At 60.1% G+C, this 25,538-nt stretch carries 25 protein-coding genes and 1 pseudogene; 13 read left to right on the top strand and 13 right to left on the bottom strand.

Annotation, left to right across the window (positions count from 1 at the left end; genetic code table 11):
* Window positions 1-41 precede the first annotated feature (41 nt).
* Window positions 42-395, bottom strand: a complete 354-nt coding sequence (locus QMX93_RS06025) for a RidA family protein (protein ID WP_053125004.1) — start codon at window positions 393-395, stop codon at window positions 42-44.
* Window positions 367-1,671 carry a D-amino acid dehydrogenase gene (dadA, locus tag QMX93_RS06020; protein ID WP_282353593.1) on the bottom strand — a complete coding sequence of 435 codons (1,305 nt, stop codon included), beginning with the start codon at window positions 1,669-1,671 and terminating at the stop codon, window positions 367-369. Before dadA ends, QMX93_RS06025 begins: the two co-directional genes overlap by 29 nt.
* A gap of 156 nt (window positions 1,672-1,827) precedes the next feature.
* Between dadA and QMX93_RS06015 the strand changes: the two genes are divergently transcribed.
* Window positions 1,828-2,316, top strand: coding sequence for an Lrp/AsnC ligand binding domain-containing protein (locus tag QMX93_RS06015; protein ID WP_003177284.1), 489 nt, complete (start codon window positions 1,828-1,830; stop codon window positions 2,314-2,316).
* Window positions 2,317-2,494: 178 nt separating this feature from the next.
* On the opposite strand, the gene QMX93_RS06010 is transcribed toward QMX93_RS06015, so the two are convergent.
* The gene (locus tag QMX93_RS06010; protein ID WP_038359217.1) at window positions 2,495-2,848 is read right to left on the bottom strand and encodes a YkgJ family cysteine cluster protein; all 354 of its coding nucleotides are present in this window, start codon (window positions 2,846-2,848) and stop codon (window positions 2,495-2,497) included.
* Window positions 2,849-2,996: 148 nt separating this feature from the next.
* Here QMX93_RS06010 and QMX93_RS06005 point away from each other — a divergent pair, with 148 nt between their 5' ends.
* Entirely contained in the window at window positions 2,997-4,307 is a 1,311-nt protein-coding gene (locus QMX93_RS06005) for an FAD-binding oxidoreductase (RefSeq protein ID WP_282353586.1), read from the top strand.
* Window positions 4,308-4,432: 125 nt separating this feature from the next.
* Here the strand turns inward: QMX93_RS06005 and QMX93_RS06000 are convergent, their stop codons facing one another.
* Window positions 4,433-4,678, bottom strand: a complete 246-nt coding sequence (locus tag QMX93_RS06000; RefSeq protein WP_282353584.1) for a DUF1127 domain-containing protein — start codon at window positions 4,676-4,678, stop codon at window positions 4,433-4,435.
* A 179-nt stretch (window positions 4,679-4,857) separates the two neighbouring features.
* Between QMX93_RS06000 and QMX93_RS05995 the strand changes: the two genes are divergently transcribed.
* Window positions 4,858-6,291: a PLP-dependent aminotransferase family protein gene (locus tag QMX93_RS05995; protein WP_282353581.1), complete on the top strand. Its 1,434-nt coding sequence runs from the start codon at window positions 4,858-4,860 to the stop codon at window positions 6,289-6,291.
* On the opposite strand, the gene QMX93_RS05990 is transcribed toward QMX93_RS05995, so the two are convergent.
* From QMX93_RS05990 to QMX93_RS05975, 4 genes are all read right to left on the bottom strand, one after another.
* The gene (locus tag QMX93_RS05990) at window positions 6,278-6,781 is read right to left on the bottom strand and encodes a hypothetical protein (protein ID WP_282353578.1); all 504 of its coding nucleotides are present in this window, start codon (window positions 6,779-6,781) and stop codon (window positions 6,278-6,280) included. The two genes, QMX93_RS05995 and QMX93_RS05990, sit on opposite strands and share 14 nt — an antisense overlap.
* A 14-nt stretch (window positions 6,782-6,795) precedes the next feature.
* Window positions 6,796-9,189: a fimbria/pilus outer membrane usher protein gene (locus tag QMX93_RS05985; protein WP_282353576.1), complete on the bottom strand. Its 2,394-nt coding sequence runs from the start codon at window positions 9,187-9,189 to the stop codon at window positions 6,796-6,798.
* Entirely contained in the window at window positions 9,186-9,902 is a 717-nt protein-coding gene (locus QMX93_RS05980; RefSeq protein ID WP_282353574.1) for a fimbria/pilus chaperone family protein, read from the bottom strand. The genes QMX93_RS05985 and QMX93_RS05980 overlap by 4 nt, the downstream gene beginning before the upstream one ends.
* Window positions 9,903-10,063: 161 nt before the next feature.
* On the bottom strand, window positions 10,064-10,735 hold the full coding sequence (locus tag QMX93_RS05975; protein WP_282353572.1) for a DUF1120 domain-containing protein: 672 nt from the start codon (window positions 10,733-10,735) through the stop codon (window positions 10,064-10,066).
* A 355-nt stretch (window positions 10,736-11,090) separates the two neighbouring features.
* Between QMX93_RS05975 and QMX93_RS05970 the strand changes: the two genes are divergently transcribed.
* Window positions 11,091-12,653, top strand: coding sequence for a phospholipase D family protein (locus QMX93_RS05970; RefSeq protein WP_212546224.1), 1,563 nt, complete (start codon window positions 11,091-11,093; stop codon window positions 12,651-12,653).
* An 86-nt stretch (window positions 12,654-12,739) separates the two neighbouring features.
* On the opposite strand, the gene QMX93_RS05965 is transcribed toward QMX93_RS05970, so the two are convergent.
* Window positions 12,740-13,885 carry an MFS transporter gene (locus QMX93_RS05965; RefSeq protein WP_212550361.1) on the bottom strand — a complete coding sequence of 382 codons (1,146 nt, stop codon included), beginning with the start codon at window positions 13,883-13,885 and terminating at the stop codon, window positions 12,740-12,742.
* A 263-nt stretch (window positions 13,886-14,148) separates the two neighbouring features.
* Window positions 14,149-15,642 carry an aldehyde dehydrogenase gene (locus tag QMX93_RS05960; protein ID WP_099757512.1) on the bottom strand — a complete coding sequence of 498 codons (1,494 nt, stop codon included), beginning with the start codon at window positions 15,640-15,642 and terminating at the stop codon, window positions 14,149-14,151.
* Between the two features lie 240 nt (window positions 15,643-15,882).
* On the opposite strand from QMX93_RS05960, the gene QMX93_RS05955 reads away from it, so the two are divergent.
* Window positions 15,883-16,245: a cupin domain-containing protein gene (locus QMX93_RS05955; protein ID WP_282353557.1), complete on the top strand. Its 363-nt coding sequence runs from the start codon at window positions 15,883-15,885 to the stop codon at window positions 16,243-16,245.
* A 182-nt stretch (window positions 16,246-16,427) separates the two neighbouring features.
* On the opposite strand, the gene rpmG is transcribed toward QMX93_RS05955, so the two are convergent.
* Together rpmG and rpmB are read right to left on the bottom strand one after the other, a co-directional pair.
* Window positions 16,428-16,583, bottom strand: a complete 156-nt coding sequence (gene rpmG / locus QMX93_RS05950; RefSeq protein WP_003177274.1) for a 50S ribosomal protein L33 — start codon at window positions 16,581-16,583, stop codon at window positions 16,428-16,430.
* An 11-nt stretch (window positions 16,584-16,594) separates the two neighbouring features.
* Window positions 16,595-16,828 carry a 50S ribosomal protein L28 gene (rpmB, locus tag QMX93_RS05945; protein WP_007920377.1) on the bottom strand — a complete coding sequence of 78 codons (234 nt, stop codon included), beginning with the start codon at window positions 16,826-16,828 and terminating at the stop codon, window positions 16,595-16,597.
* A gap of 448 nt (window positions 16,829-17,276) precedes the next feature.
* Between rpmB and QMX93_RS05940 the strand changes: the two genes are divergently transcribed.
* Window positions 17,277-18,863, top strand: coding sequence for an ABC transporter substrate-binding protein (locus tag QMX93_RS05940; protein ID WP_008086803.1), 1,587 nt, complete (start codon window positions 17,277-17,279; stop codon window positions 18,861-18,863).
* 100 nt (window positions 18,864-18,963) lie between these two features.
* On the opposite strand, the gene radC is transcribed toward QMX93_RS05940, so the two are convergent.
* Window positions 18,964-19,638, bottom strand: a complete 675-nt coding sequence (radC, locus tag QMX93_RS05935) for a DNA repair protein RadC (RefSeq protein WP_282353550.1) — start codon at window positions 19,636-19,638, stop codon at window positions 18,964-18,966.
* A 135-nt stretch (window positions 19,639-19,773) separates the two neighbouring features.
* On the opposite strand from radC, the gene coaBC reads away from it, so the two are divergent.
* From coaBC to QMX93_RS05900, 7 genes and pseudogenes are all read left to right on the top strand, one after another.
* Window positions 19,774-20,982 (top strand): bifunctional phosphopantothenoylcysteine decarboxylase/phosphopantothenate--cysteine ligase CoaBC, encoded by a 1,209-nt coding sequence (gene coaBC, locus QMX93_RS05930; RefSeq protein ID WP_187680377.1) that lies wholly within the window; start codon window positions 19,774-19,776, stop codon window positions 20,980-20,982.
* Window positions 20,983-20,987: 5 nt separating this feature from the next.
* Window positions 20,988-21,443 (top strand): dUTP diphosphatase, encoded by a 456-nt coding sequence (dut, locus tag QMX93_RS05925; protein ID WP_008086463.1) that lies wholly within the window; start codon window positions 20,988-20,990, stop codon window positions 21,441-21,443.
* A gap of 304 nt (window positions 21,444-21,747) precedes the next feature.
* Window positions 21,748-23,151, top strand: a pseudogene (locus QMX93_RS05920) (phosphomannomutase/phosphoglucomutase); the annotation flags it as partial.
* 17 nt (window positions 23,152-23,168) lie between these two features.
* On the top strand, window positions 23,169-24,074 hold the full coding sequence (gene argB, locus QMX93_RS05915; RefSeq protein ID WP_053125034.1) for an acetylglutamate kinase: 906 nt from the start codon (window positions 23,169-23,171) through the stop codon (window positions 24,072-24,074).
* Window positions 24,075-24,276: 202 nt separating this feature from the next.
* Complete coding sequence (locus tag QMX93_RS05910; RefSeq protein ID WP_282353532.1) at window positions 24,277-24,489, top strand: hypothetical protein; 213 nt, start codon at window positions 24,277-24,279, stop codon at window positions 24,487-24,489.
* Window positions 24,490-24,506: 17 nt separating this feature from the next.
* Window positions 24,507-25,079, top strand: a complete 573-nt coding sequence (locus tag QMX93_RS05905) for a hypothetical protein (RefSeq protein WP_282353530.1) — start codon at window positions 24,507-24,509, stop codon at window positions 25,077-25,079.
* Window positions 25,066-25,449 (top strand): hypothetical protein, encoded by a 384-nt coding sequence (locus tag QMX93_RS05900; protein WP_282353528.1) that lies wholly within the window; start codon window positions 25,066-25,068, stop codon window positions 25,447-25,449. Before QMX93_RS05905 ends, QMX93_RS05900 begins: the two co-directional genes overlap by 14 nt.
* Window positions 25,450-25,538: the final 89 nt, after the last annotated feature.

Here is a 25,538-nt window from a genome sequence, read left to right as displayed (position 1 = left end):
TGAACCGCCAACAGCGCCGGGAGAGGGATCTTTACAGCTTTTTACGGCAGCGCGGCGACGATGGAAATCTCCACCAGAATGCTCGGCTTGGCCATTTTCGCCTCAACGGTCGCGCGGGCCGGGGCGGCGCCTTTTGGCAGCCACTGATCCCACACCGAGTTCATCCCGGCGAAGTGCTCATCGATGCCGTTCAGGTAAATCGTTGCCGACAACAGGTGTTGCTTATCGGTGCCGGCCAGATCAAGCAAGCGCTCGATATTGGCCAGAACGTCGCGGGTCTGCTGTTCAATCCCGGCGTTGAAGTCGTCACCGACCTGCCCGGCCAAGTACACGGTGCCGTTGTGGCTGACGATCTGACTCATGCGCTCATTGGTGAGCTGGCGCTGGATTGACATGTTTTGCGGACTCCTGAATTTTGTTGCCGTAACGGGAAATATCGAGGCCTTCGGCGCTGATCTGCGGCTTTTTCTTCGCCATCAGGTCGGCCAGCAGACGACCGGAACCGCATGCCATGGTCCAACCGAGCGTGCCGTGACCGGTGTTGAGGAACAGATTCTTGAACGGCGTGGCGCCAACGATCGGCGTGCCATCGGGCGTGGTCGGACGCAGACCGGTCCAGAAACTCGCTTCGGCCAGATTGCCGCCCTGAGGATAAAGGTCGTTGACGATCATCTCCAGGGTTTCGCGGCGACGCGGGTTCAGCGACAGGTCAAAACCGGCGATCTCGGCCATGCCGCCGACGCGGATGCGGTTGTCGAAACGGGTGATCGCGACCTTGTAGGTCTCGTCGAGAATAGTCGACGTCGGCGCCATTGCCGGGTTGGTGATCGGCACGGTCAGCGAGTAACCCTTGAGCGGATACACCGGGGCTTTGATGCCCAGCGGCTTGAGCAGTTGCGGCGAGTAGCTGCCGAGCGCCAGTACGTAGCGGTCGGCGGTTTCCAGCTTGCCGTCGATCCACACGCCGTTGATGCGATCACCGGCGTAGTCGAGTTTCTGGATGTCCTGGCCGAAGCGGAATTCGACGCCGAGTTTCACTGCCATTTCGGCGAGGCGCGTGGTGAACATCTGGCAGTCGCCAGTCTGATCGTTCGGCAGGCGCAGGGCACCGGCGAGGATGTCAGTTACACCCGCTAGCGCCGGCTCGACGCGGGCAATGCCGGCGCGGTCGAGGACTTCAAACGGCACGCCGGATTCTTCCAGCACGGCGATGTCTTTGGCGGCGCCATCAAGCTGCGCCTGGGTGCGGAACAGTTGAGTCGTACCGAGGCTGCGGCCTTCGTAGGCGATGCCGGTTTCGGCGCGCAATTCGTCGAGGCAGTCGCGGCTGTACTCGGACAGACGCACCATGCGCTCCTTGTTCACCGCGTAACGGCTGGCGGTGCAGTTGCGCAGCATCTGCGCCATCCACAGGTACTGGTCGATGTCGGCGGTGGCTTTGATCGCGAGAGGGGCGTGGCGTTGCAGCAGCCACTTGATCGCTTTGAGCGGTACGCCCGGCGCGGCCCACGGCGAGGCGTAGCCCGGCGAGACCTGGCCGGCGTTGGCGAAACTGGTCTCCATGGCCGCAGCCGGCTGCCGGTCGACCACCACTACTTCGAACCCGGCACGGGCCAGATAGTAAGCACTGGCGGTACCGATGACGCCGCTACCCAAGACCATTACGCGCATTTTTGTATCCCTCATCGCGGCGGGGCCGCGTACGTCTGTTGTTAGAGCAATGATGCGCGCAGTGTAAAAAAGAAATGCCAGTGCTTTTCACTATATAAGCGCCTATATTTGGCGACAATTCTCGGCAAAAACCCTTTTCACGGAGGCGCATCCCCTATGCGTACCAACACTCAGACCAAACGTGAGCTGGACAAGATTGACCGCAACATCTTGCGGATCCTGCAGGCGGACGGGCGGATTTCCTTTACCGAACTGGGCGAAAAGGTCGGGCTCTCGACCACGCCGTGCACCGAGCGCGTGCGGCGTCTGGAGCGCGAAGGGATCATCATGGGCTACAACGCCCGGCTCAATCCGCAGCACTTGAAGGGTAGCTTGCTGGTGTTCGTCGAGATCAGCCTCGACTACAAATCCGGCGACACGTTCGAGGAGTTCCGCCGCGCGGTGCTGAAGTTGCCGCACGTGCTGGAATGCCATTTGGTGTCAGGGGATTTCGACTATCTGGTGAAGGCGCGGATTTCCGAGATGGCCTCGTACCGCAAGTTGCTGGGCGACATTCTGCTGAAGCTGCCGCATGTGCGGGAGTCGAAGAGCTATATCGTCATGGAAGAGGTTAAGGAGAGCTTGAGCCTGCCGATTCCAGATTGAGCACCGCGACGATCGTTCCCACGCTCTGCGTGGGAATGCCTCTTCGGACGCTCCGCGTTCGGCATTTGGGACGCAGAGCGTCCCGGGCTGCATTCCCACGCAGAGCGTGGGAACGATCATGAAACCTGTGCGAGCTGGCTTGCTCGCGAAGGTGTCGACTGGGTTCCGAGTGAACCCGTTAAACCAGCACCTGCCGATTCGCCGCCATGTACTCGAATATCTGCTTCTCCACCCGTGGATGAATCAGCTCCACCGGCCGCCGCTCATTCGGGCAAGGCAAAGTCTTGGTCGTACCAAACAACCGGCAGATCAACGGCCGCTCTTCATACACCGTGCAGCCATTCGGCCCCAGGTGCACGCAGTTCAGCTCTTCCATCGCCGCATCCTGCTCAGCGCGGGTCTTGCGCGGCAGACGAGCCATTTCTTCCGGCGAGGTGGTCACCGGCCCACAGCAATCGTGGCAGCCGGGCACGCACTCGAACGAGGGAATCTGCTGGCGCAAGGTGCGGACTGTCTGGCTGTTGCAGCTCATCGAAACGGTAACCAAGGTGAAATAGGCGGCAATTGTGCCGCAAAAGCCGTGATCCAGACACCGCAGGCCGACCAGTGTTGCCCCCGTTCGGGCGTGCGGCTTATGCTCCGTCAAATTTTCTCGACACCCCCGCCTCAGGATGACGCCCATGACCGCCCGCGCCCACACCTCCGCGAGCCAACCTCACGTTGCCTCTTACTACGCCGCCAGCAGCTTGCCGCAGCCGGATCATCCGCTGCTGCAAGGCGACGTGGTGGCCGACGTCTGCGTGGTCGGCGGCGGTTTTTCCGGGTTGAACACGGCGCTGGAACTGGCTGAACGCGGACTCAGCGTGGTGTTGCTGGAAGCGCACAAGATCGGCTGGGGCGCCAGCGGTCGTAACGGCGGGCAGTTGATTCGCGGCGTCGGCCACGGTCTCGATCAGTTCGCCAACGTCGTCGGCAGCGACGGCGTGCGCGAAATGAAACTGATGGGCCTGAAAGCGGTGGAAATCGTCCGCCAGCGCGTCGAGCGTTTTCAGATCGCCTGCGACCTGACCTGGGGCTACTGCGACCTCGCCAACAAACCATCCGACCTCGAAGGTTTTGCCGAAGACGCCGAAGAGTTGCGCAGCCTCGGCTATCGCTACGAAACCCGTTTGCTGCAAGCCAACGAGATGCACACGGTGGTCGGCTCCAAGCGCTATGTCGGCGGTTTGATCGACATGGGTTCAGGGCATCTGCATCCACTCAACCTGGCGTTGGGCGAAGCGGCGGCTGCGCAGCAATTGGGTGTGAAACTGTTTGAACACTCGGCAGTGACCCGTATCGATTACGGCCCGGAAGTCAAAGTCCACACCGCCCAAGGTTCGGTGCGGGCGAAGACGCTGGTGCTCGGTTGCAACGCTTATCTGAATGATCTGAATCCGCAACTCAGCGGCAAGGTTCTGCCCGCCGGCAGCTACATCATTGCCACCGAACCGTTGAGCGAAGAGCAGGCACACAACCTGCTGCCGCAAAACATGGCGGTCTGTGATCAGCGAGTGGCGCTGGATTACTACCGACTCTCGGCGGATCGTCGCTTGCTGTTCGGCGGTGCCTGCCATTATTCGGGGCGTGATCCGAAAGACATCGCGGCGTATATGCAGCCGAAGATGCTCGAAGTGTTCCCGCAACTGGCGGGCGTGAAGATTGATTATCAGTGGGGCGGGATGATCGGCATCGGCGCCAACCGTCTGCCGCAGATTGGCCGGCTCAATGACCAGCCGAACGTGTATTACGCCCAGGCCTATTCCGGGCACGGTGTGAATGCCACGCACCTGGCGGGCAAGTTGCTGGCTGAGGCGATCAGCGGGCAGCACGGCGGGGGCTTTGATCTGTTTGCCAAGGTGCCGCACATCACCTTCCCGGGTGGCAAGCATTTGCGCTCGCCGTTGTTGGCGTTAGGGATGTTGTGGCATCGCCTCAAAGAGTTGGTCTGAACCACCCCCTGTTGATCGTTCCCACGCTCTGCGTGGGAATGCATCCAGTGACGCTCCGCGTCACTGCGGACGCAGAGCGTCCGGGGCGGCGTTCCCACGCAGAGCGTGGGAACGATCGGTGTCGTTCAGATCTGCCAGAACGGCTTCAACCCCTCCTCCTGCGCCTGCTCACGCGTCAACCCGATGTCCTTGAGCTGATCCGCCGTCAGGTTCAGCAACGCCCTGCGCGTGTGCAGGCGATGCCACATCAGACCCCAGCGGCTCAGGCCGGACGGTGCGTTACGCATGATCTCATTGCGCGCACGATCCTTCTGCCCTGCCGCCAGTTCCTGACTGTGTAACGTCAGCCGCACATCGCTCAAGCCGTTCATTTTTGTCGCTCCTGTTTACTTGGGTAGCCAGAGATTCCATGATGCGCGGGCGAGCAAAACCATTACAGATTCAAAGCAGCTGTATTAACTCCATACAGATTTACCGCTTTGCAGACTGAATTGACGATTTTTCTCGCATCTGTACTGGTCTTCCGAATCACCTGCACCGAGGCAGCGCCATGACCCTCTACGTAAACCTCGCCGAATTGCTCGGCACGCGTATCGAACAAGGCTTCTATCGCCCCGGCGACCGCTTGCCGTCGGTGCGCGCCTTGAGCGTTGAACACGGGGTCAGTCTGAGCACGGTGCAGCAGGCCTATCGCATGCTCGAAGACAGCGGACTGGCCACGCCGAAACCCAAGTCCGGCTACTTTGTGCCGGTCGGTCGCGAGTTGCCTGAGCTGCCCGCCATCGGCCGTCCGGCGCAGCGGCCAGTGGAAATTTCGCAGTGGGATCAGGTGCTGGAATTGATTCGCGCGGTACCGCGCAAGGACGTCGTGCAACTCGGTCGCGGCATGCCCGACATCAGCACGCCGACCATGAAACCGTTGTTGCGCGGCCTCGCCCGCATCAGCCGTCGCCAAGACATGCCCGGTCTGTATTACGACAACATCCACGGCACCCTCGAACTGCGTGAACAGATTGCCCGGCTGATGCTCGATTCCGGCTGCCAGTTGAGCGCCAGCGACCTGGTCGTGACCACCGGTTGCCACGAAGCTTTGTCCACCAGCATTCACGCGATCTGCGAGCCGGGCGACATCGTCGCGGTGGATTCGCCGAGCTTCCACGGCGCCATGCAGACCCTCAAAGGTCTGGGCATGAAAGCCTTGGAAATCCCCACCGACCCACTCACCGGCATCAGCCTCGAAGCGCTGGAACTGGCGCTCGAACAATGGCCGATCAAAGCCATCCAGCTCACCCCGAACTGCAACAACCCGCTCGGCTACATCATGCCGGAGTCGCGCAAACGCGCGCTGCTCACCCTTGCCCAGCGCTTCGACGTGGCGATCATCGAAGACGATGTCTATGGCGAACTGGCCTACACCTACCCGCGTCCGCGCACGATCAAATCCTTCGACGAAGATGGCCGCGTGCTGCTCTGCAGTTCGTTTTCCAAGACTCTCGCGCCGGGGCTGCGCATCGGTTGGGTCGCGCCGGGGCGATACCTCGAGCGCGTGCTGCACATGAAATACATCAGCACCGGATCGACCGCGCCACAGCCGCAGATCGCCATCGCCGAATTTCTCAAATCCGGCCATTTCGAACCGCATTTGCGGCGGATGCGCTCACAATACCAGCGCAATCGCGACGTGATGATCGATTGGGTGACGCGCTATTTCCCCGCCGGCACTCGCGCCAGCCGTCCACAGGGCAGCTTCATGTTGTGGGTCGAATTGCCGGAAGGTTTCGACACACTGAAACTGAATCGTGCGCTGCTTGATCAAGGCGTACAGATTGCCGTCGGCAGCATCTTTTCCGCCTCGGGCAAGTACCGCAATTGCTTGCGCATGAATTACGCGGCCAAACCGACAGCGTTGATTGAAGAGGCTGTGCGCAAGGTCGGTGCGGCGGCGATCAAACTGCTTGCCGAGTCCGAGCTCAGTCCAGTCTGAACACGCCTTCGCCGTCCAGTCGGGTCAGATCCGCGACCCGGCTGGCCTCGTTGCTGATTTGCCCCTCAACCTCGAACTCGACCTCCATCCGCTTGCCGCTCGCCAACAGTGGCAGAAGGCGTTCGCCGGGGCGCAATACGTCGCTCTCCCCCGCCGCTTTCTGTGTGGCGACACCGTCGACTCGCACCGCCATCACTTTCAGCCGCAACGTGCCAATGCCGAAGCGATAACGCTCGGCGTCAGCCCCCGGCGCATCGAAGCGCAATGTCAGCGGTGACGCCTGATCGCAGACAACCTGCACTTGCACCCGGCGACTGCCAAAACTCAGTTCATTGGCACCGGCACTTTGCTGCAACAACGCGCCCCGGTCGGTCAGGCCAAAATCAAACGCAGGCGGACTGACTCGCACCTCGCACGCTTGGCCCTGCGCCCACGCCGCCGTGCAGCACAGCCACAGTATTGCCACGCTCGAAACGTTGAAAACAGTCATCGGATAATTCCTCATCACGCGTCACTGCAACGCGCGGACGCAGATTCGTAAAGCTCATCGGGATCGGCTTGTTCAGCCAGTTCGAAGGTCAGATGACAGCGCGAGCCATCGGCCTTTTGCACGTGCAACGCAGCGTCCGCCTGAATGTCGGAAAGAAAAATCCGTCCGTCATCGAGCACGCTGGTGACGTAGCGGCCTAGCTCATCAAACACGCCAAAACCCTTGCCGACGACTTGATCATCGGCCGTGTGTGCGTGCAGCAAGACGCGCCGGGACGTGACCATGAGAAACTCCAGCCGCTGCACCGAACCGCGCGCCGCTGCGATCTCGCGGTAGCCGTTGAGCACGTCGACATTGCGCGCCAGGCTCGCGGTGTCGATCTCCACCCGCGTGTTGCGATAGGCCGGCACGCTGGCGACCACCGCGCGCCCGGCGGCGTCCGTCCACACCGGCCCGTAAGGCGTGCGCAACTTGACCCCGGCGGCGTCTCCGGCCTTGAGCAAGGCAAAGGTCTCGCGCACGGTGTAGGGCGATAAGGTCAGGCCTTCGCTGTGCAACGCGACGCCGCCCCTTGCGCCGAAGTCGTAACCGGTCAAACCGGAGCCGCGCTGCGAATAACCCAGATCAATCTGGGTGTAACGCGGCAGCAAGTTGAGCCGGCCACTGACATCCGCCTCGCCGTTTTCCGGGCGCTCGACCGTGGCGCTGTAGGCCACGGCGTCATTGATCTGCTGATTCAGACGCAAGCCGCTGCGGGTGCCGCTGAGGTCGTCCTTGCGGACAAAACTGCGCAGCGCGCCGCTGCGACCCATCGGCACGCTGACCGTCAGATAGGTCGCAAAACCACGGCTGTCATGCGCCGAACCGCCCATGTCACGCTCCAGACTCAACGACACGCTGGTGCGCTGAAACATCCGTGACCACGAGGCGCTGAGACGCGAACTGGTGTCGTCTTCAAAATCGGTGAAGCGTGAAAATCCACCGGAAAATGAGCCCAGCAATAGGCTCGCGCCGCTGAGTCCAAGGGTCATCTGGTTGCGAATGCGTTGATCCGGTTGATCGGTGTCGCGATTCCACGTGGTATCGGACAACGTGCGAAAACCCTGCACTTGCTGAGTGACCGACAGGTTCGCCGAAACGCGCTCGGTCAGCGCCGTGCTCAGGCTGAACTGGAACTGCGCGCCCAACTTATCTTCACGACGGGCGCGGGACACCACCTGTCGTAGTCCCAGCGCTGTGCGCGGCAACAACGGAATTTGCAGCGCCATCCCGGCCGATTGATAGTCACTGCCGAGCATCGCGCCCGCCGTCAGTTGCTTGCCGGCGGCCAAACGCCAATCCTTGCTCGCGGCGACAAAATCAGGTGCGTCGCGATCATCGCGGGCATAACGACGAACACGTCCCGCCGTCACCGCGAAACCCGGCTGGCGGCCCGGCGCCAAACCACCAAGGCTGTCGCCGGGAACGATAAAACTGCGTTGCTGGCCATCCTCTTCGTACACGGTGACTTCCAGATCCAGGCTCTGGCTGAGCAGCGGCAAACCCACCAGCGAAAACGGCCCCGGCGGCACCAGCGTGGTGTAGATCAGCGCGCCGTTCTGCCGCACCTCGACCCGGGCGGCGGAATAAGCGATGCCCTCGACGTGGGCGCCTTCACTGTCCGCTTCCAGCTCCCCCAGCGCGGCTTCAGGCTGCAATTGCACACCGGTGAAAGCCTCGCCGGCAAACAATGGCGAGGCCATGTTGAGCTGACCGAGTTGCAGGTTGGTTTGCAGCGACTCGAAGGTGCGCGAAGCGTAGGCATACAGATGCTCGGTCTGGCTGCTGCCCTCGAACGCCGCGTAAGACTGACGGCTGCGCAGCGCCCAGTCGTTGATGTTCAAACCCAGCTCGGTGTTGAGGCTGCGGTAGTGTGTGGTCTGGCCAACGTACTCGTTGCCCAGCACCAGCGCGTCGTAGTTGAACAGCGCAGCGCTACCACCGTGCGCGTAGTTGCGACGCGCCACAGCCGTCGGCGCCACGAGCCCGGTGGGCAGCAGCAGTTCGATCTGTTCCTTACCCGGATCAAGCCGCGCGATCACGCCGTCGAAGCTGTCGACGAAGCGCCTGCAATCAAGGTTCGGCAACGCCTCGACGCGCATGTTTGCCTGTTCGAGCAACGTCTCGGTGGTGCACAACTCGCCCTGCTCGTCGAACGTCGCCAGCACTCGTCCCTTGGGCATGCCGTTGACGCTGAGCAGCAGCGAATGCGTGCCCTGCTGAAAACGTGGCGCGTCCTGAAAATATTCCGCCAGTTGCAGATCTAGCCCACGGGCGCGCAACACGTTCGGGTCGAAGGTGACCGAATCGGCCAAGCTGTTCGCCGACGCCAACAGGCTGAGCAGCGCGAGTCTGTGGCGGTAACTCATTCACCGGTCACCAGCGGCGCATCGAAATTGCCGGCAGCGAAACCGTACATCGTCGCCGGGTACAGACGCACTTGAGTCGCCGTCGCGGGCAGCGGCGATGCGGACGTCAGACGCAGTTTTTCGCCGGGCAAAATGTAGCTGCGGCCCAGATCCACCGAAGCATCGCCGGGCAGCAGATTGACGGTATTGGCCAGACGCACCACATAAGGGCTGGGATTGCTGACCTGCAGTTGGGTGTCCTGCACTGACCACTTCAGCAGCGCCCACGGCTGGCGTTCGATGGGCAGATTCTTCGGGCGCAGAATCGCGGGAATGTTCTGTTTTACGGTCAGACTGACCCGCGCATTGCTGCCCTTTTCCAGCGGCTGAATGCCTTCGAAAATCACCCGTTTGAGGCGCTCGGTTTGCAGCGGCTCAGCGCTGCGCAGAATGAATCGCACCAGTTGCGTGCCACCGCTTTCTACCCGAGCTACTGGCGGGGTCAGCAGCAACAGCAGCTCGGTGTCTTCCGGGACATTTTCAATGCTCGTGTGCAAGAGAGCCGGGAGCGGTTCAGTGTTGGTGATGTTGATACTGGCTTCACCAGTGGACTCTTCGAGAATCAGGATCGGCGTTTGCGGCACCATGCCGGCGGCGTCGGCCACGGATGTTGCGCTCGATAGAAGCAGCACCGCCATCAGGGCGGTGGTTGAAAAACGTTGAATTTGAGGCATGACGATTCCCTGGCGCCCCATTTTTCGCACCGTCGGCGCAAGGGCCCATCGTTGAAACACAAACGTAAAAAGGTGCGCCTGTGGCGCAGAATAACGACGCACCGCAAGGACTGCGGCGCGTGTTTGATCAGGTCGAGAGTGTGCTCACGACATCCCTGGACTCAGAGGTAAACCAGCTCGAACGTCGCGGAGCCGTCCAGAGTGATGTCCGAGCCTGTAGGCAGCGCATTCGCCGGGCCGACGACTGGAACCAGTGTCATTGGAAGGGTGTGGATGCGGCCGTTGCTTGGGCCTTCAGCAATGCTACGTCCCCAGGAATAATGCAAATAACCACCGCTGGATGCGTCTTTAGCCACCAGCGTCGTGGTCGGTTGATTCCAGGTCGGCCCGCCGATTCCACCACCTTGCTGATACATCAGCGCCATGGCTGCGCTGTCCACCGTGGGTGTGCCATGACGCAAGCCGTAACCACCAATCTTGACCCCGCTGGCGGCGCCCATGCCGTAGATGTACATATCTTCTGCACGACCATCGATGGTAATGCCCTGTAACTGCGTCGCCGCCTGGTTGTCGTGCACTTTCACGGCGACCGGCACCTGCCCATTGCAAGTCATGCTCAGGGTGATGTTTTTCAGTCCCAGCTCTGTTTGTACATCGGCGTTCAGATCCGCCGCCGAAATCTTGCCCAGATCGACAATGCTGCCGCCAGCAAAACTCGGCGTGCACGCCGTAGGAATAATCGTGCCGCTAACCGTGAGGCTGGCACTTTCTGCGAGGGCAAGAGCAGGCAACAACGTAGCCACCACCGTGGCGCTGATGAAAAGCTTTTTCATGAGAATTCTCGTTCCGTAAGAATTAAAAGGACGACAGCAAGTAGCGCTTTGTCTGGCGGAAAATAGCGAAATTTCCTGCCTGACAACGCCCGGCCATTATTGCGATTTGCCCCCACTTCCGATGTAAGACGAAGTTACAAAGCACCCAGAGAAAATTCGCCTGAGGCCGTAGCTGACAGGAGTAGGAGAAATGCCCTACTTCAAAAATTCTCTTTTCCTGCCCGTCGGTCATTGCCTACACAGCGCTCAAACCGGGCGGTTCCCCACGGCAGATTTTTCCTGAATCAAACGCCGCCGATGACGGTCATAACCCGTGCCATACTCCGATCCCTACTCACACGCGGAATGATCCGACTTGCGATCCAGCCCTCTCCTGCTTCTGATCTTCGTGTTGTCGCTCGCCGGCTGCGCCAGTGTCGATGTGCAACGCGAGCCCAGCCAGGCCTTGCCGGCCAGCAGCTCGGCGTTTGGCCGTTCGATTCAGGCTCAGGCCGCGCCGTATGAAGGCCGCTCCGGCTTCCGCCTGCTGTCCAACAGCACCGAATCTTTCACTGCCCGCGCCGAGCTGATCCGCCACGCGCAGGTCAGCCTCGATTTGCAGTACTACATCGTCCACGACGGCGTCAGCACGCGAATGCTCGTCGAGGAACTGCTCAAGGCTGCCGACCGTGGCGTGCGCGTACGCATTCTGCTCGACGACACCACCAGCGACGGTCTCGACCAGATCATCGCCACGCTGGCGGCGCATCCGCAGATCCAGATTCGCCTGTTCAACCCGCTGCATCTGGGCCGCAGCACCGGCGTCACCCGCGCGGCCGGGCGCCTGTTCAACCTGTCGCTGCAACACCGGCGCATGCACAACAAACTGTGGCTGGCGGACAACAGCGCGGCCATCGTCGGCGGGCGCAATCTGGGCGATGAGTATTTCGATGCCGAGCCGAACCTGAATTTCACCGACATCGACATGCTCAGCATGGGGCCGGTTGCAGAGCAGCTCGGGCACAGTTTCGACCAGTACTGGAACAGCGCGCTGAGCAAGCCGATCGATGAATTTCTCTCCAGCAAACCGTCGGCCAAGGACTTGCAGAACACCCGCACGCGCCTGGAAGAATCGCTGGAAGAAACCCGCCAACAGAATCACGCGCTGTATCAGCAGTTGATGACCTTCACCACCGAGCCGCGTATGGACATCTGGCGCAACGAGCTGATCTGGGCGTGGAATCAGGCGCTGTGGGACGCGCCGAGCAAGGTACTGGCCAAGGACGAGCCGGATCCGCACTTGCTGCTGACTACGCAACTGGCGCCGGAACTGAAGAACGTCAGCAAAGAGCTGATCATGATTTCGGCTTACTTTGTGCCGGGGCAACCGGGGCTGGTCTATCTGACCGGGCGCGCCGATGCCGGTGTTTCCGTGAGCCTGCTGACCAACTCACTGGAAGCCACCGACGTGCCGGCGGTGCATGGCGGTTATGCGCCGTATCGCAAGGCGCTGCTGGAACACGGTGTGAAGCTATATGAGTTGCGGCGCCAGCCTGGGGATAACGATGGCAGCGGCCCGCATGTGTTTTACAGCAAGTCGTTCCGCGGTTCGGATTCGAGTTTGCACAGTAAGGCGATGATTTTTGATCGACAGAAATCGTTTATCGGCTCGTTCAACTTTGATCCGCGCTCGGTGTTGTGGAATACCGAGGTCGGGGTGTTGGTGGACAGTCCAGAGCTGGCTGAGCATGTGCGTGAGTTGGCGTTGCAGGGTATGGCGCCGGCGTTGAGTTATCAGGCGAAACTGCAGGACGGGAACATCGTCTGGGTCACTGAAGACAATGGCCAGATGCATACGCTGACCAAGGAACCGGGGAGTTGGTGGCGACGGTTTAACGCGTGGTTCAGCACCAGCGTCGGCCTGGAACGCATGCTTTAAAAAGCAAAAGATCGCAGCCTTCGGCAGCTCCTACAGTTTGAAATGCATTCCCCTGTAGGAGCTGCCGAAGGCTGCGATCTTTTGCTCTACGCAGGCTCGGTCACCGGGCCGAATGCACCTTGGCGCAATAGCAAAATCACCAACCCAAACGCCCCGATCGCCATCAACAGCGGCAACGCATGCCCGCTGATCCACTGGCTCCCCGCCCCCGCCGCCAAAGGCCCGATCAAACAACCCACGCCCCACAGTTGCGCGATATGCGCATTCGCCCGCACCAGCGCATCGTCGCGATAACGTTCGCCAATCAAAATCAGCGACAGCGTGAACAACCCGCCAGCACTGGCACCAAACAACACCCACAACGGCCAGATCAGCAGCGTATCGAGCAACAGCGGAATCGCCAGACTCGACAGCATCAACACCACCGCGCAACCCGCGAACAGCGTGCGCCGCGACAGGTAATCGGCCAACGCGCCAATCGGCAGTTGCAGCAGCGCATCACCGACCACCACGGTGCTGACCATCGCCAAGGCGATCTCAGCAGTGAAACCCTGTTGCAGGCAATACACCGGCAGCAGCGTCAGGATCATCGCTTCGAACGCGGCAAACAATGACACCGCCCAGGCAATCGCCGGCAGATCGCGCGCAAATCCCCATAGGTCGCGGAAGGTCACGCTGCTCGCTTCACTGCTTGGCGCACCGCTGCGACCCAACAACAGCAGCGGCGAAACCAACAGCAAGCCGACGCCCACCCAGAATCCGTAATCGTCTTCAGTGCCGAGCGCGCCCAGCAGCAGCGGGCCAGACAACTGGCTCAACGCATAACTGCTGCCATACAGCGCCACCAGACGACCGCGCCAATTCTCGACCACCAGTTGATTGATCCAGCTTTCGCCGAGGATGAACACGATGGTCAGGATCACGCCGATCATCAGCCGCAGCACCAACCAGATCGGATAGCTCGGCAGCAGCGCCAGCAAGCCGATCGACAACGCGCCCGCCCACAGGCACAGGCGCATCAGGTTGGCCGTGCCGAAGCGCGCCGCCAGATGACTGGAAATCTTCGCGCCGAGCAACACGCCAATCGCCGGCATCGCCGCCATCACACCGATGGCGAAGGAACCGTAGCCCCAGCCCTCCAGACGCAACGACACCAGCGGCATGCTGACCCCCAGGGCCAGGCCGACACTCAAGACAGACGCCAACACGGCGAAATACGTCGCCCAACGCATGTTCCACGCTCCTGTGGATTATTTTTATGTGCACCACAAAACCACTGTGGGAGCGAGCCTTTGTGGTGAGGGGATTTATCCCCGATCGGCTGCGCAGCAGTCGCAAAACCTGTGCATGCGGTGTATCTGCAAATCCGCATTGTCCGGTTCTGGGGCCGCTGCGCTGCCCATCGGGGATAAATCCCCTCACCACAGAGACTTGCTCCCACAGGGGATCTCTGTATGGTTCGGGAGCCGGACTGAATCAGGCTCCCTTTAGCGGCTTACAGCTTGATCCACGTCGCCTTCAGCTCGGTGTATTTATCAAACGCGTGCAGCGATTTATCACGGCCATTGCCCGATTGCTTGAAGCCACCAAACGGTGCAGTCATGTCGCCGCCGTCGTATTGGTTGACCCACACGCTACCGGCGCGCAGGGCTTTGGCGGTCAGGTGCGCCTTGGAGATGTCTTGCGTCCACACCGCAGCGGCCAAGCCATACGGCGTGTCGTTGGCGATCTGGATGGCTTCTTCAGCGGTATCGAAAGCGATAACCGACAGCACTGGCCCGAAGATTTCTTCCTGAGCGATCTTCATCGCGTTGCTCACGCCGTCGAAAATCGTCGGCTCAACGTAAGTGCCGCCGGTTTCCTGAAGAATGCGCTTGCCGCCGGCGACCAGTTTGGCGCCATCGGTGTGACCGGATTCGATGTACGACAGCACGGTGTTCATCTGCTGCGTGTCAACCAGCGCACCAACGTTGGTGGCCGGATCCAGCGGGTTGCCCGGCTTCCAGGCTTTCAGCGCCTCGATCACCATCGGCAGGAATGTGTCCTTGATCGAACGCTCGACCAGCAGACGCGAACCGGCAGTGCAGACTTCGCCCTGGTTGAAGGCGATGGCACTGGCAGCGGATTCAGCTGCAGCTTGCAGATCCGGCGCATCGGCAAAGACGATGTTCGGGCTCTTGCCGCCGGCTTCCAGCCAGACGCGTTTCATGTTCGATTCGCCGGAGTAGATCATCAGTTGCTTGGCGATCTTGGTCGAACCGGTGAACACCAGCGTGTCGACATCGTTGTGCAGGGCCAGCGCCTTGCCGACGGTGTGACCGTAGCCCGGCAGCACGTTGAGCACGCCTTTCGGAATGCCGGCTTCAACGGCCAGCGCGGCGATGCGGATGGCGGTCAGCGGGGATTTTTCCGACGGCTTGAGGATCACCGAGTTACCGGTCGACAGCGCCGGGCCGAGCTTCCAGCAGGCCATCATCAGCGGGAAGTTCCACGGCACGATGGCGCCGACCACACCGACGGGCTCGCGGGTTACCAGACCGAGCTGATCGTGCGGCGTCGCTGCCACTTCGTCGTAAATCTTGTCGATCGCTTCACCGCTCCAGCTCAGCGCTTGCGCCGCGCCCGGAACGTCGATGTACAGCGAATCGCTGATCGGCTTGCCCATGTCGAGGGTTTCGAGCAGGGCCAGTTCTTCGGCGTGCTGTTTCAGCAGGCCGGCAAAACGGATCATGGTGGCTTTGCGCTTGGTCGGCGCCAGGCGCGACCACACGCCGGAATTGAACGTGGCGCGGGCGTTTTCCACGGCGCGCTGAGCGTCGGCGGCGTCACAGCTGGCAATCTTGCCGAGCAGACGGCCATCGACCGGGCTGATGCACTCGAAGGTCTCGCCGGAGACGGCGTCGGTGTATTCGCCATTGAGATAGGCGCGGCCTTCGATTTTCAGGTCGCGGGCGCGTTGTTCCCAGTCGGCACGAGTCAGGGTGGTCATTTCGAGTGTCCTCCGCTTGTTGAATACGAGCGCCGCGCGATCTTCGCCAGCGTCCTCAAGAATTCTGCCCGGCCAGCCGGTTATTTCGGCCAGAGGCACCCGCCACCCTAAACCAGCGGCCGGGGTTGTTTCAATATATTTGACATAAGGTGGCCATACGGCCTTGCGGTGTTGATTTTAATCAACATAGACTTTGGCCCTTTCCAGCCAATCGCGCCGTATTCACAGGGGATAACAACAATGAACATCCAGAACGTCGTCGACATCAGCCTGACCAGCAGCGAAGCCGAACGCTATCGCCCGGATCCGGCGAAAGTGCTCAAGGGTGATCCTGAACAAGCTGTGTTCCATCAGTACGACAGTCCGTGTGGGCAGATGGGCGTTGGCGTGTGGGAAGGTGCGGTTGGGCAGTGGACGGTGAACTACACCGAGCATGAGTACTGCGAGATTCTGCAGGGCGTGTCGGTGCTGCGTGACAGCGAGGGCAATGCCAAGACGTTGCGGGTTGGCGACCGATTTGTGATCCCGGCGGGGTTTCGTGGCACTTGGGAAGTGCTGGAGGCTTGCCGCAAGATTTATGTGATTTTCGAACAGAAGGCTTGAGGATTTTTGCTGGCTGATCCGGCCCTATCGCGAGCAGGCTCACTCCTACAGGTGACCGCATTTCAATGTAGGAGTGAGCCTGCTCGCGATGAGGCCCGCACAGACAACCGCAGAAACCGGAGACAACAAAAAAGGCCCGCATCGTGAGATACGGGCCTTTTTTGTAAGTCGGGAAAAATCAATTACTTGATTTTGCCTTCCTTGTAGATCACGTGCTTGCGAACAACCGGATCATATTTCTTGATCTCGATTTTGTCCGGGGTAGTACGCTTGTTCTTGTCGGTAGTGTAGAAGTGACCAGTACCGGCGCTCGAGATCAAACGAATCAATTCACGCATGATTAGCTCCCTTAAATCTTGCCATCGCGGCGAAGTTCGGCGAGCACGACAGTGATGCCACGCTTGTCGATGATACGCATGCCTTTGGCAGATACGCGCAGACGCACAAAACGTTTCTCTTCTTCAACCCAGAAGCGGTGATGCTGCAGGTTCGGCAGGAAACGACGACGGGTTTTGTTGTTTGCGTGGGAAATGTTATTCCCAGTCACCGGACCCTTACCGGTAACTTGACATACTCTCGACATGCCTCAGCCCTCTAAAACCACATGCCCAACCCGGCATGGGTTGGCCGCTTAATCTCTCAGTCATTTGGCGCCAGGCGCCGCGTTTCTTTAGAGGTCTTACCGGCTACACCTACAGTGAAGGAACCGGGCCCCTAGAAAAGAGCGCTGCTTTATACCAGAAAGACCGGGGTGCAACAACTTTCCGTGTGCAATCAATCCACAAAAAGGCGCTTTTTCGACCTGAGAACGCTTTGGATAAAGGCCGGCACCGGTTTTTACCACTCGTCGAAGAAAATCGTCTGCACACGGCTTTCAGACTTTTTGCGCAGCGCCGTGGTCTGAAAAACCACCATCACTGTGCCCTTAAAATGCAAAAAGGGGATAGTCATTTGTAATCCAGCCCTCTAGGGTAGGCCTTTTCCAGACTGCACTTGCAGATGGGCCTTCGATCTGTAAAAGGAAACCGACCATGCGCCTCGCTGCCCTACCCCTGTTGCTCGCCCCGCTCCTGCTGAGCCCTCTGGCCCAGGCCGCCGCGCTGAGCGTCTGCACCGAGGCCAGCCCGGAAGGGTTCGACGTGGTGCAATACAACTCGCTGACCACCACCAACGCCTCGGCCGACGTGCTGATGAACCGTCTGGTGGACTTCGACACCGCCAGCGGCAAAGTCGTGCCGAGCCTGGCCGACAGTTGGGAAGTCAGCACCGATGGCCTGACGTACGTGTTCAAACTGCATCCGCAGGTGAAATTTCATACGACCGATTACTTCAAGCCGAGCCGCGAGCTGACCGCTGAAGACGTCAAATTCAGCTTCGACCGCATGCTCGACCCGGCGAACCCGTGGCACAAAGTCGCCCAGAGCGGCTTCCCGCATGCGCAGTCGATGCAGTTGCCAGCACTGATCAAGAAGATCGACGCCCTCGATCCGCTAACCGTGCGCTTCACCCTTGATCACCCGGACTCGACGTTCCTGGCGACCCTGAGCATGGGCTTCGCCTCGATCTATTCTGCCGAATACGCCGACAAACTGATGAAGGCCGGCGCGACGGACAAGCTCAACAGCCAACCGATCGGCACCGGCCCGTTCGTGTTCAACCGCTTCCAGAAAGACGCGGCAATCCGCTACAAGGCCAACCCGGACTACTTCGGTGGCAAGCCTGCGGTCGATCCGCTGATCTTCGCCATCACCCCGGACGCCAACGTGCGCCTGCAAAAGCTGCGACGCAATGAATGCCAGATCGCCCTGTCGCCGAAGCCACTCGACGTACAAGCCGCGCTGAAAGAGCCGACGTTAAAAGTCGAAAAAACTGACGCGTTCATGACCGCTTTCGTCGGCATCAACAGCCAGCACCCGCCGCTGGACAAGCCGGAAGTGCGTCAGGCGATCAACCTCGCCTTCGACAAGGCCAACTACATCAAGGCTGTGTTTGAAGACACCGCCGAAGCCGCCAACGGCCCTTACCCGCCGAATACCTGGAGCTACGCAAAGAGCCTGCCGGGCTATCCTCATGACATCGCCAAAGCCAAGGCGCTGATGGCCAAGGCTGGTTTGAAGGATGGTTTCCAGACCACTATCTGGACACGTCCGTCGGGCAGCCTGCTCAATCCGAATCCAAGCCTCGGCGCACAGATGTTGCAGTCGGATCTGGCAGAGATCGGTATTCAGGCGGAAATCCGCGTGATCGAGTGGGGCGAGCTGATTCGTCGCGCCAAGGCTGGCGAGCATGATCTGTTGTTCATGGGCTGGGCAGGCGATAACGGTGATCCGGATAACTTCCTCACGCCGCAATTTTCCTGCGCTGCGGTCAAGTCGGGGACTAACTTCGCGCGCTACTGCAATGCCGACCTGGACAAGCTGATCAGCGCCGGCAAGACCACCAGCGAACAAGGTGTACGCACCAAGCTGTACGAACAGGCGCAGGCGCAGATTCAGCAGCAGGCGCTGTGGTTGCCGTTGGCGCACCCGACCGCTTACGCGCTGACGCGTAAGGACGTGCAGGGCTACGCCGTCAGCCCGTTCGGCCGCCAGGACTACTCCAAGGTCAACCTCAAATAACTGATCCCCCTGTAGGAGCTGCCGCAGGCTGCGATCCTTTGATTCTGTTTTTTAAGATCAAAAGATCGCAGCCTGCGGCAGCTCCTACAGGGATTGGAAGTTACATCCAGCCACATTCCGCCATCGACAGCGGCTCGCCGTCACCGATGATGAAGTGATCGAGCACCCGCACATCAATCAAATCCAAAGCTTTCTGCAGTCGCTTGGTCAGCAACCGATCTGACTGACTCGGATCCGTGTTCCCCGACGGATGGTTATGGCAGAGGATCACCGCCGCCGCGTTGTTAGCCAACGCACGCTTCACCACTTCCCGGGGATGCACACTGGTGTTGTCGATCGATCCGCGAAACAGCGCCTCGAAATTCAGCACCTGATGTTTTGAATCGAGAAACAGGCAGCCGAACACTTCATGAGGCTCATGCCTCAGCATGGCTTTGAGGTAATCACGAACGACCTGAGGATTCTCCAGCGCAGGCTTCTCGCGCGAGCGTTCGGCCAGATGCCGCTTGCCCATTTCTTGCGCCGCTTGCAGCTGCGCAAACTTTGCAGGCCCCAATCCCAATTGTTTGCTGAATGCGTCCTGATCGGCCTCAAGCAGCAAACGCAGGCTGCCGAACTGACTCAACAAATGCCGCGCCAGATCCACCGCACTTTTCCCCGGCACGCCGGTACGAAGGAAAATCGCCAGCAGTTCCGCATCCGAAAGACTCGCCGCACCTTGTTCCAACAACCTTTCCCGCGGGCGTTCCGCCGCAGGCCAATCACGAATACTCATAGCACTTCCCTGTCAGTGGGCGCCGCTGTTCCGTAGCGGTCGCTGTGATATCTTAGCCCATCTTTTTTGCGGGCGGATTCACCCTGGGGAGGGGGTTTCGCCACGTATGTCACCCACGAAATGAAAGGCAGACCTATGCAGCGGCTGTATCGGAAACGCATCGTTCTGGGCGTCGGCGGCGGCATCGCGGCCTACAAGAGCGCCGATCTGGTTCGTCGCCTGATCGATCAGGGCGCCGAAGTGCGCGTGGTCATGACCCACGGCGGCGCCGAATTCATCACCCCGCTGACCATGCAGGCGCTGTCCGGCCACCCGGTGCACCTCGACTTGCTCGACCCGGCCGCCGAAGCCGCGATGGGCCACATCGAGCTGGCCAAGTGGGCCGATCTGGTGCTGATCGCCCCGGCCACCGCCGACCTGCTCGCGCGTCTGGCGCAAGGCATTGCCAATGATTTGCTGACCACGCTGGTGCTGGCCACCGACGCTGTCGTCGCTGTCGCGCCGGCCATGAATCAGGCGATGTGGCGCGATCCGGCGACCCAGGCCAACCTGCAACTCCTTGAAAGCCGTGGCCTGAAGACCTTCGGCCCGGCCTCGGGCAGTCAGGCCTGCGGCGACGTCGGCATGGGCCGGATGATGGAAGCCACCGACCTCGCACAGTGCGCGGCGGACTGCTTCCAGCGCCAGGCACTGACCGGCAAACACGTCGTCATTACCGCCGGCCCGACTCAGGAAAACATCGATCCGGTGCGCTACATCACCAACCACAGCTCCGGAAAAATGGGCTTTGCCCTCGCCGAAGCAGCGGTTGAAGCCGGCGCCCGCGTCACGCTGATCAGCGGCCCGGTGCATTTGCCGACGCCGGATCGCGTCACGCGTATCGACGTGGTCAGCGCCCGCGACATGCTCGCGGCGTGTGAAGCCGCGATCCCGTGCGACGTGTTCATTTCCTCGGCAGCGGTTGCGGACTACCGCCCGGAAGTCATCGCCCCGCAAAAACTCAAGAAAGATCCTACGAGCGGTGATGGCTTCGTCCTGCAAATGGTGCGCAATCCAGACATTCTGGCCACCATCGCGACCCGTCCCGACCGTCCGTTCAGTGTCGGCTTTGCCGCCGAGACCGAACACCTGCTCGACTACGCTGCACGCAAGCTGAAGGACAAGAATCTCGATTTGATCGTCGCCAACGACGTCGCCAACCCGAGCATCGGTTTCAACAGCGAAGAAAACGCCTGCAGCGTGATTGACCGTGAGCTGCACGCCACGGTTTTCGCCCAGACCAGCAAGAGCAAGATTGCTCGCCAACTGGTCACTTTTATCGCCGAACGTCTGAACCAGGTTTAATTTACATGCACGCTTTGCAAGCCAAGATCCTCGACCCACGCATCGGCACCGATTTCCCGCTGCCGCAATACGCCACCCCGGGCTCCGCCGGCCTCGACCTGCGCGCCATGCTGGAACAGGACATCGTGATCAAGCCGGGTGAAACCGTGCTGATCCCCACCGGCCTGTCGGTTTACATCGGCGACCCGAACCTCGCCGCGCTGATCCTGCCGCGCTCGGGCATGGGCCATAAGCACGGTATCGTGCTGGGCAACCTCGTCGGCCTGATCGACTCCGACTACCAGGGCCCGCTGATGGTGTCCTGCTGGAACCGTGGCCAGAGCGATTTCACCATGACCGTCGGCGAACGTCTGGCGCAACTGGTGCTGGTACCGGTGGTGCAGGCACATTTCGAAATGGTTGAAGAGTTCGTCGAAACCGAGCGCGGCACCGGCGGTTTTGGCCATACCGGCACCAAATAACCGGATAGAAATTATTGTGGCGAGGGGATTTATCCCCGATGGGCAGCGAAGCGGCCCCAAGATTTTTGGGTCTGCTGCGCAGCCCAGCGGGGATAAATCCCCTCGCCACAAAAAATGCGCTACATCGGCAGCAGGTTTTAACACCGTAAATCAAGGTTTTGCCGGCCGAAAGCCACGCCAGCCGAGGCGTCATGGCCCTTTCATACCACGAACTCTCTGTGGAAAACGCCGTCATACCCTTCAGTTTGAGCCTGCCGTCGAACGATTCGTCGGTCTGTCCCGCCACTTTCGAGATGGAGCATTTCCGTAGATGAGCACCCCAGCCAAGATCGCCCCGAAGCTGCCCGACAGCATTTTCCGCGCCTATGACATTCGCGGTACCGTGCCGGAATTCCTCAATGCCGAAACCGCTTATTGGATCGGCCGCGCCATCGGTTCGCAGAGCCTGGCTCAAGGTGAGCCGAATGTGTCCGTCGGTCGCGACGGTCGCCTGTCCGGCCCGGAGCTGGTTGCCGAGCTGATTCGCGGCATCGCCGAAAGCGGCTGCCATGTCAGCGATGTCGGCCTGGTGCCGACGCCAGCGCTGTACTACGCCGCCAACGTGCTGGCCGGCAAGTCGGGCGTGATGCTCACCGGCAGCCACAACCCATCGAACTACAACGGTTTCAAGATCGTCATCGCCGGCGACACCCTCGCCAACGAACAGATTCAGGTGCTGCATGAGCGCATCAAGACCAACAATCTGAGCAGCGGCACCGGCAGCGTTACCCAAGTCGAAATCCTCGACCGCTACAACACCGAAATCGTCCAGGACATCAAACTGGCGCGGCGCATGAAGGTCGTGGTCGACTGCGGCAACGGCGCGGCCGGCGTGATCGCCCCGCAACTGATCGAAGCGCTGAACTGCGAAGTCATCCCGCTGTTCTGCGAAGTCGACGGCAACTTCCCGAACCATCACCCGGATCCGGGCAAGCCTGAAAACCTCGTCGACCTGATCGCCAAGGTCAAGGAAACCAACGCCGACATCGGCCTGGCTTTCGACGGCGACGGCGACCGTGTCGGCGTGGTGACCAACACCGGCAGCATCGTTTATCCGGATCGTCTGCTGATGCTGTTCGCCCGTGACGTGGTTGCGCGTAACCCGGACGCCGAGATCATTTTCGACGTCAAATGCACCCGTCGGCTGGTACCGCTGATCAAGGAATACGGCGGCCGTCCGCTAATGTGGAAGACCGGTCATTCGTTGATCAAAAAGAAAATGAAACAATCCGGTGCTCTATTGGCCGGTGAAATGAGCGGGCACATCTTCTTCAAGGAGCGCTGGTTCGGTTTCGACGATGGCATCTACAGCGCCGCGCGGCTGCTGGAGATCCTCAGCAAGGAAAAATCTACTGCGGAAGAGCTGTTTGCGACCTTCCCGAACGATATTTCTACGCCGGAAATCAATATCCATGTGACCGAAGAGAGCAAATTCAGCATCATTGATGCACTGCACGACGCACAGTGGGGCGCAGGCGCTGACCTGACCACCATTGACGGCGTGCGAGTCGATTACGCCAAAGGCTGGGGCCTGGTGCGCGCGTCCAACACCACACCGGTGCTGGTGCTGCGCTTCGAGGCCGATGACGAGGCTGAATTGCAGCGCATCAAGGACGTGTTCCACGCCCAATTGAAACGTGTTGCACCTGATCTCCAACTACCGTTCTGATCCACCCGGAGCCCTGAATGACCCTCGAACGCGATGCCGCCGCCAACACTGCCAAGGTCCTGTCCGAAGCGCTGCCTTACATCCGACGTTACGTCGGTAAGACCCTGGTGATCAAATACGGCGGCAACGCGATGGAAAGCGAGGAGCTGAAAACCGGCTTCGCCCGCGACATCGTGCTGATGAAAGCCGTCGGCATCAACCCGGTGGTCGTGCACGGCGGCGGCCCGCAGATCGGTGATCTGCTCAAGCGCCTGTCGATCGAAAGCCACTTCGTCGATGGCATGCGCGTCACCGACGCGGCGACCATGGACGTCGTCGAAATGGTCTTGGGCGGTCAGGTCAACAAAAGTATCGTCAACCTGATCAACCGCCACGGCGGCAGCGCCATCGGCCTGACCGGTAAAGACGCCGAGCTGATTCGTGCGAAAAAGCTCACCGTTACCCGCCAGACCCCGGAGATGACCCAGCCGGAAATCATCGACATCGGCCACGTGGGCGAAGTCATCGGCATCAACACCGACTTGCTCAACCTGTTGGTCAAAGGTGATTTCATCCCGGTGATCGCGCCAATCGGCGTCGGCGCCAACGGTGAGTCGTACAACATCAATGCTGACCTGGTGGCTGGCAAAGTCGCCGAAGCGCTGAAAGCTGAAAAGCTGATGCTGCTGACCAACATCGCCGGCCTGATGGACAAGTCGGGCACCGTGCTGACCGGCCTGAGCACGCAGCAGGTCGACGATCTGATTGCCGACGGCACCATCTACGGCGGCATGCTGCCGAAGATCCGTTGCGCGCTGGAAGCGGTTCAGGGCGGCGTCGGCAGCTCGCTAATCATCGACGGACGTGTACCGAACGCGATCCTGCTGGAAATCTTCACTGATACTGGTGTGGGTACGCTGATCAGTAATCGCAAGCGTCACTGATTGCTGAAAGGCTAAAGATCGCAGCCTGCGGCAGCTCCTACAAAAGCGGATTTCGTTTGTATGAAATTACTGTAGGGGCTGACGAAGACTGCGATCTTTTTTATGCGCGCAAGAAACGTCCGACATAACTCAGCGAAACGTCCGACATCACCGCAGAACAAATCTCCCTAGGATCTTCCCTTCATCCACCGGAGATTTACCCATGCAAAAAGACAGCGTTCCTTACGGCAGTGACATTTCGGCTGGCACCTACGCCTGTGTGGACTGCGGCCGAGAGTATTCAGGCCCTTCGCAAAAATCGATGCCGCCATGCCCTGACTTCACGGAAGCCTCGCATCCGCTCAAGGGCTGGAAAGTCCTCAGTGGCCAAGGCGATGCGCCTCAGGATCCATACCCGGAAACCAGCGGGAAATAACTCGGAGCGCCTGAGCCATGCAGATCTCGTTCACGATCGACGCCGCCGCTTTCGAGCTGGAACAAAAGGAACCGGTCAAGAAAACCTTGCGCATTGGTGACGCGGAAATCACCTACGCCTTGCAGCGCATCGCCAAGGCCAGCCTGACCGAATACCTGAAAATGCTGGTCGAGGGCGGCATGCCCAGCCGCGCTGACGAGGCCAAGCAGGATCGTCTGCTCTACCTGATTCAGAGCTATTTCGGGCAGACCTTGCCGACTGAATCGCAGATCTCGACGATCTTTCAGCTGACTCAAAGCCAAAGCAAAACCCTGCTGAAAAACACGGTGTCGCGCTTTCGCAATCAGCTCGACGACATCCTCCAGCACAGCATGCGTGCGGTGATCGAGACGGCTGAATACGCGCAAACCGTGTTTCTGGTGGTTATCAGCTCGGACGTGATACGCGATGAGCTGAATATGCTGATCACGCAGAACGAGCCAACCTTCAAACCCATCACCAAGCGCAAGGGCAGCGCCGGGCAGTTCGAGATCAGCGAGGACAGCCACGCCTTGCTCTGCGCAACGCTGGGCCTGAATGCCGTTCAGTGAAATCGTCGCGGTCAGTGGCTTGCTGCTGACCCTGACCACCTTCCTGTTCAACCTGGCGTGGCCGGCGCTCAGTGAAGCGTTGGCACTGGATGAATACCAGTCGGGGCCGCTTAACCGAAAACGCAGCAGGGACAAGGTTCGCGAGGCTTTTTACGGGCGGGCGCTGCCGCTTACGTGTGCGTTTGTGGCGCTGTTTTACGTCAACTTGCCGGCTGCGGTGGGGATTATTCGCAGCAGCACGCTGGATCTGTGGGATTTTGATGTGGATCGCACGTTGTACGTGATGGTGGTGTTGGCGCTGCTGGCGTTTGCGCTGATCAACGCAGGATTGACCCTGAAACTGCTGAAAAAATGGAGAAACCTGCGCTAAATCGAAACCCCTGTAGGAGCTGCCGAAGGCTGCGATCTTTTGATTCTGTTTTTAAGATCAAAAGATCGCAGCCTTCGGCAGCTCCTACA

Source organism: Pseudomonas sp. PS01303 (assembly GCF_029959385.1).
Taxonomy (GTDB): Bacteria; Pseudomonadota; Gammaproteobacteria; order Pseudomonadales; family Pseudomonadaceae; genus Aquipseudomonas; species Aquipseudomonas rustica.
The sequence above is the reverse complement of the archived record's forward strand: the minus strand, read 5'-3'. Positions and strand labels throughout refer to the sequence as shown.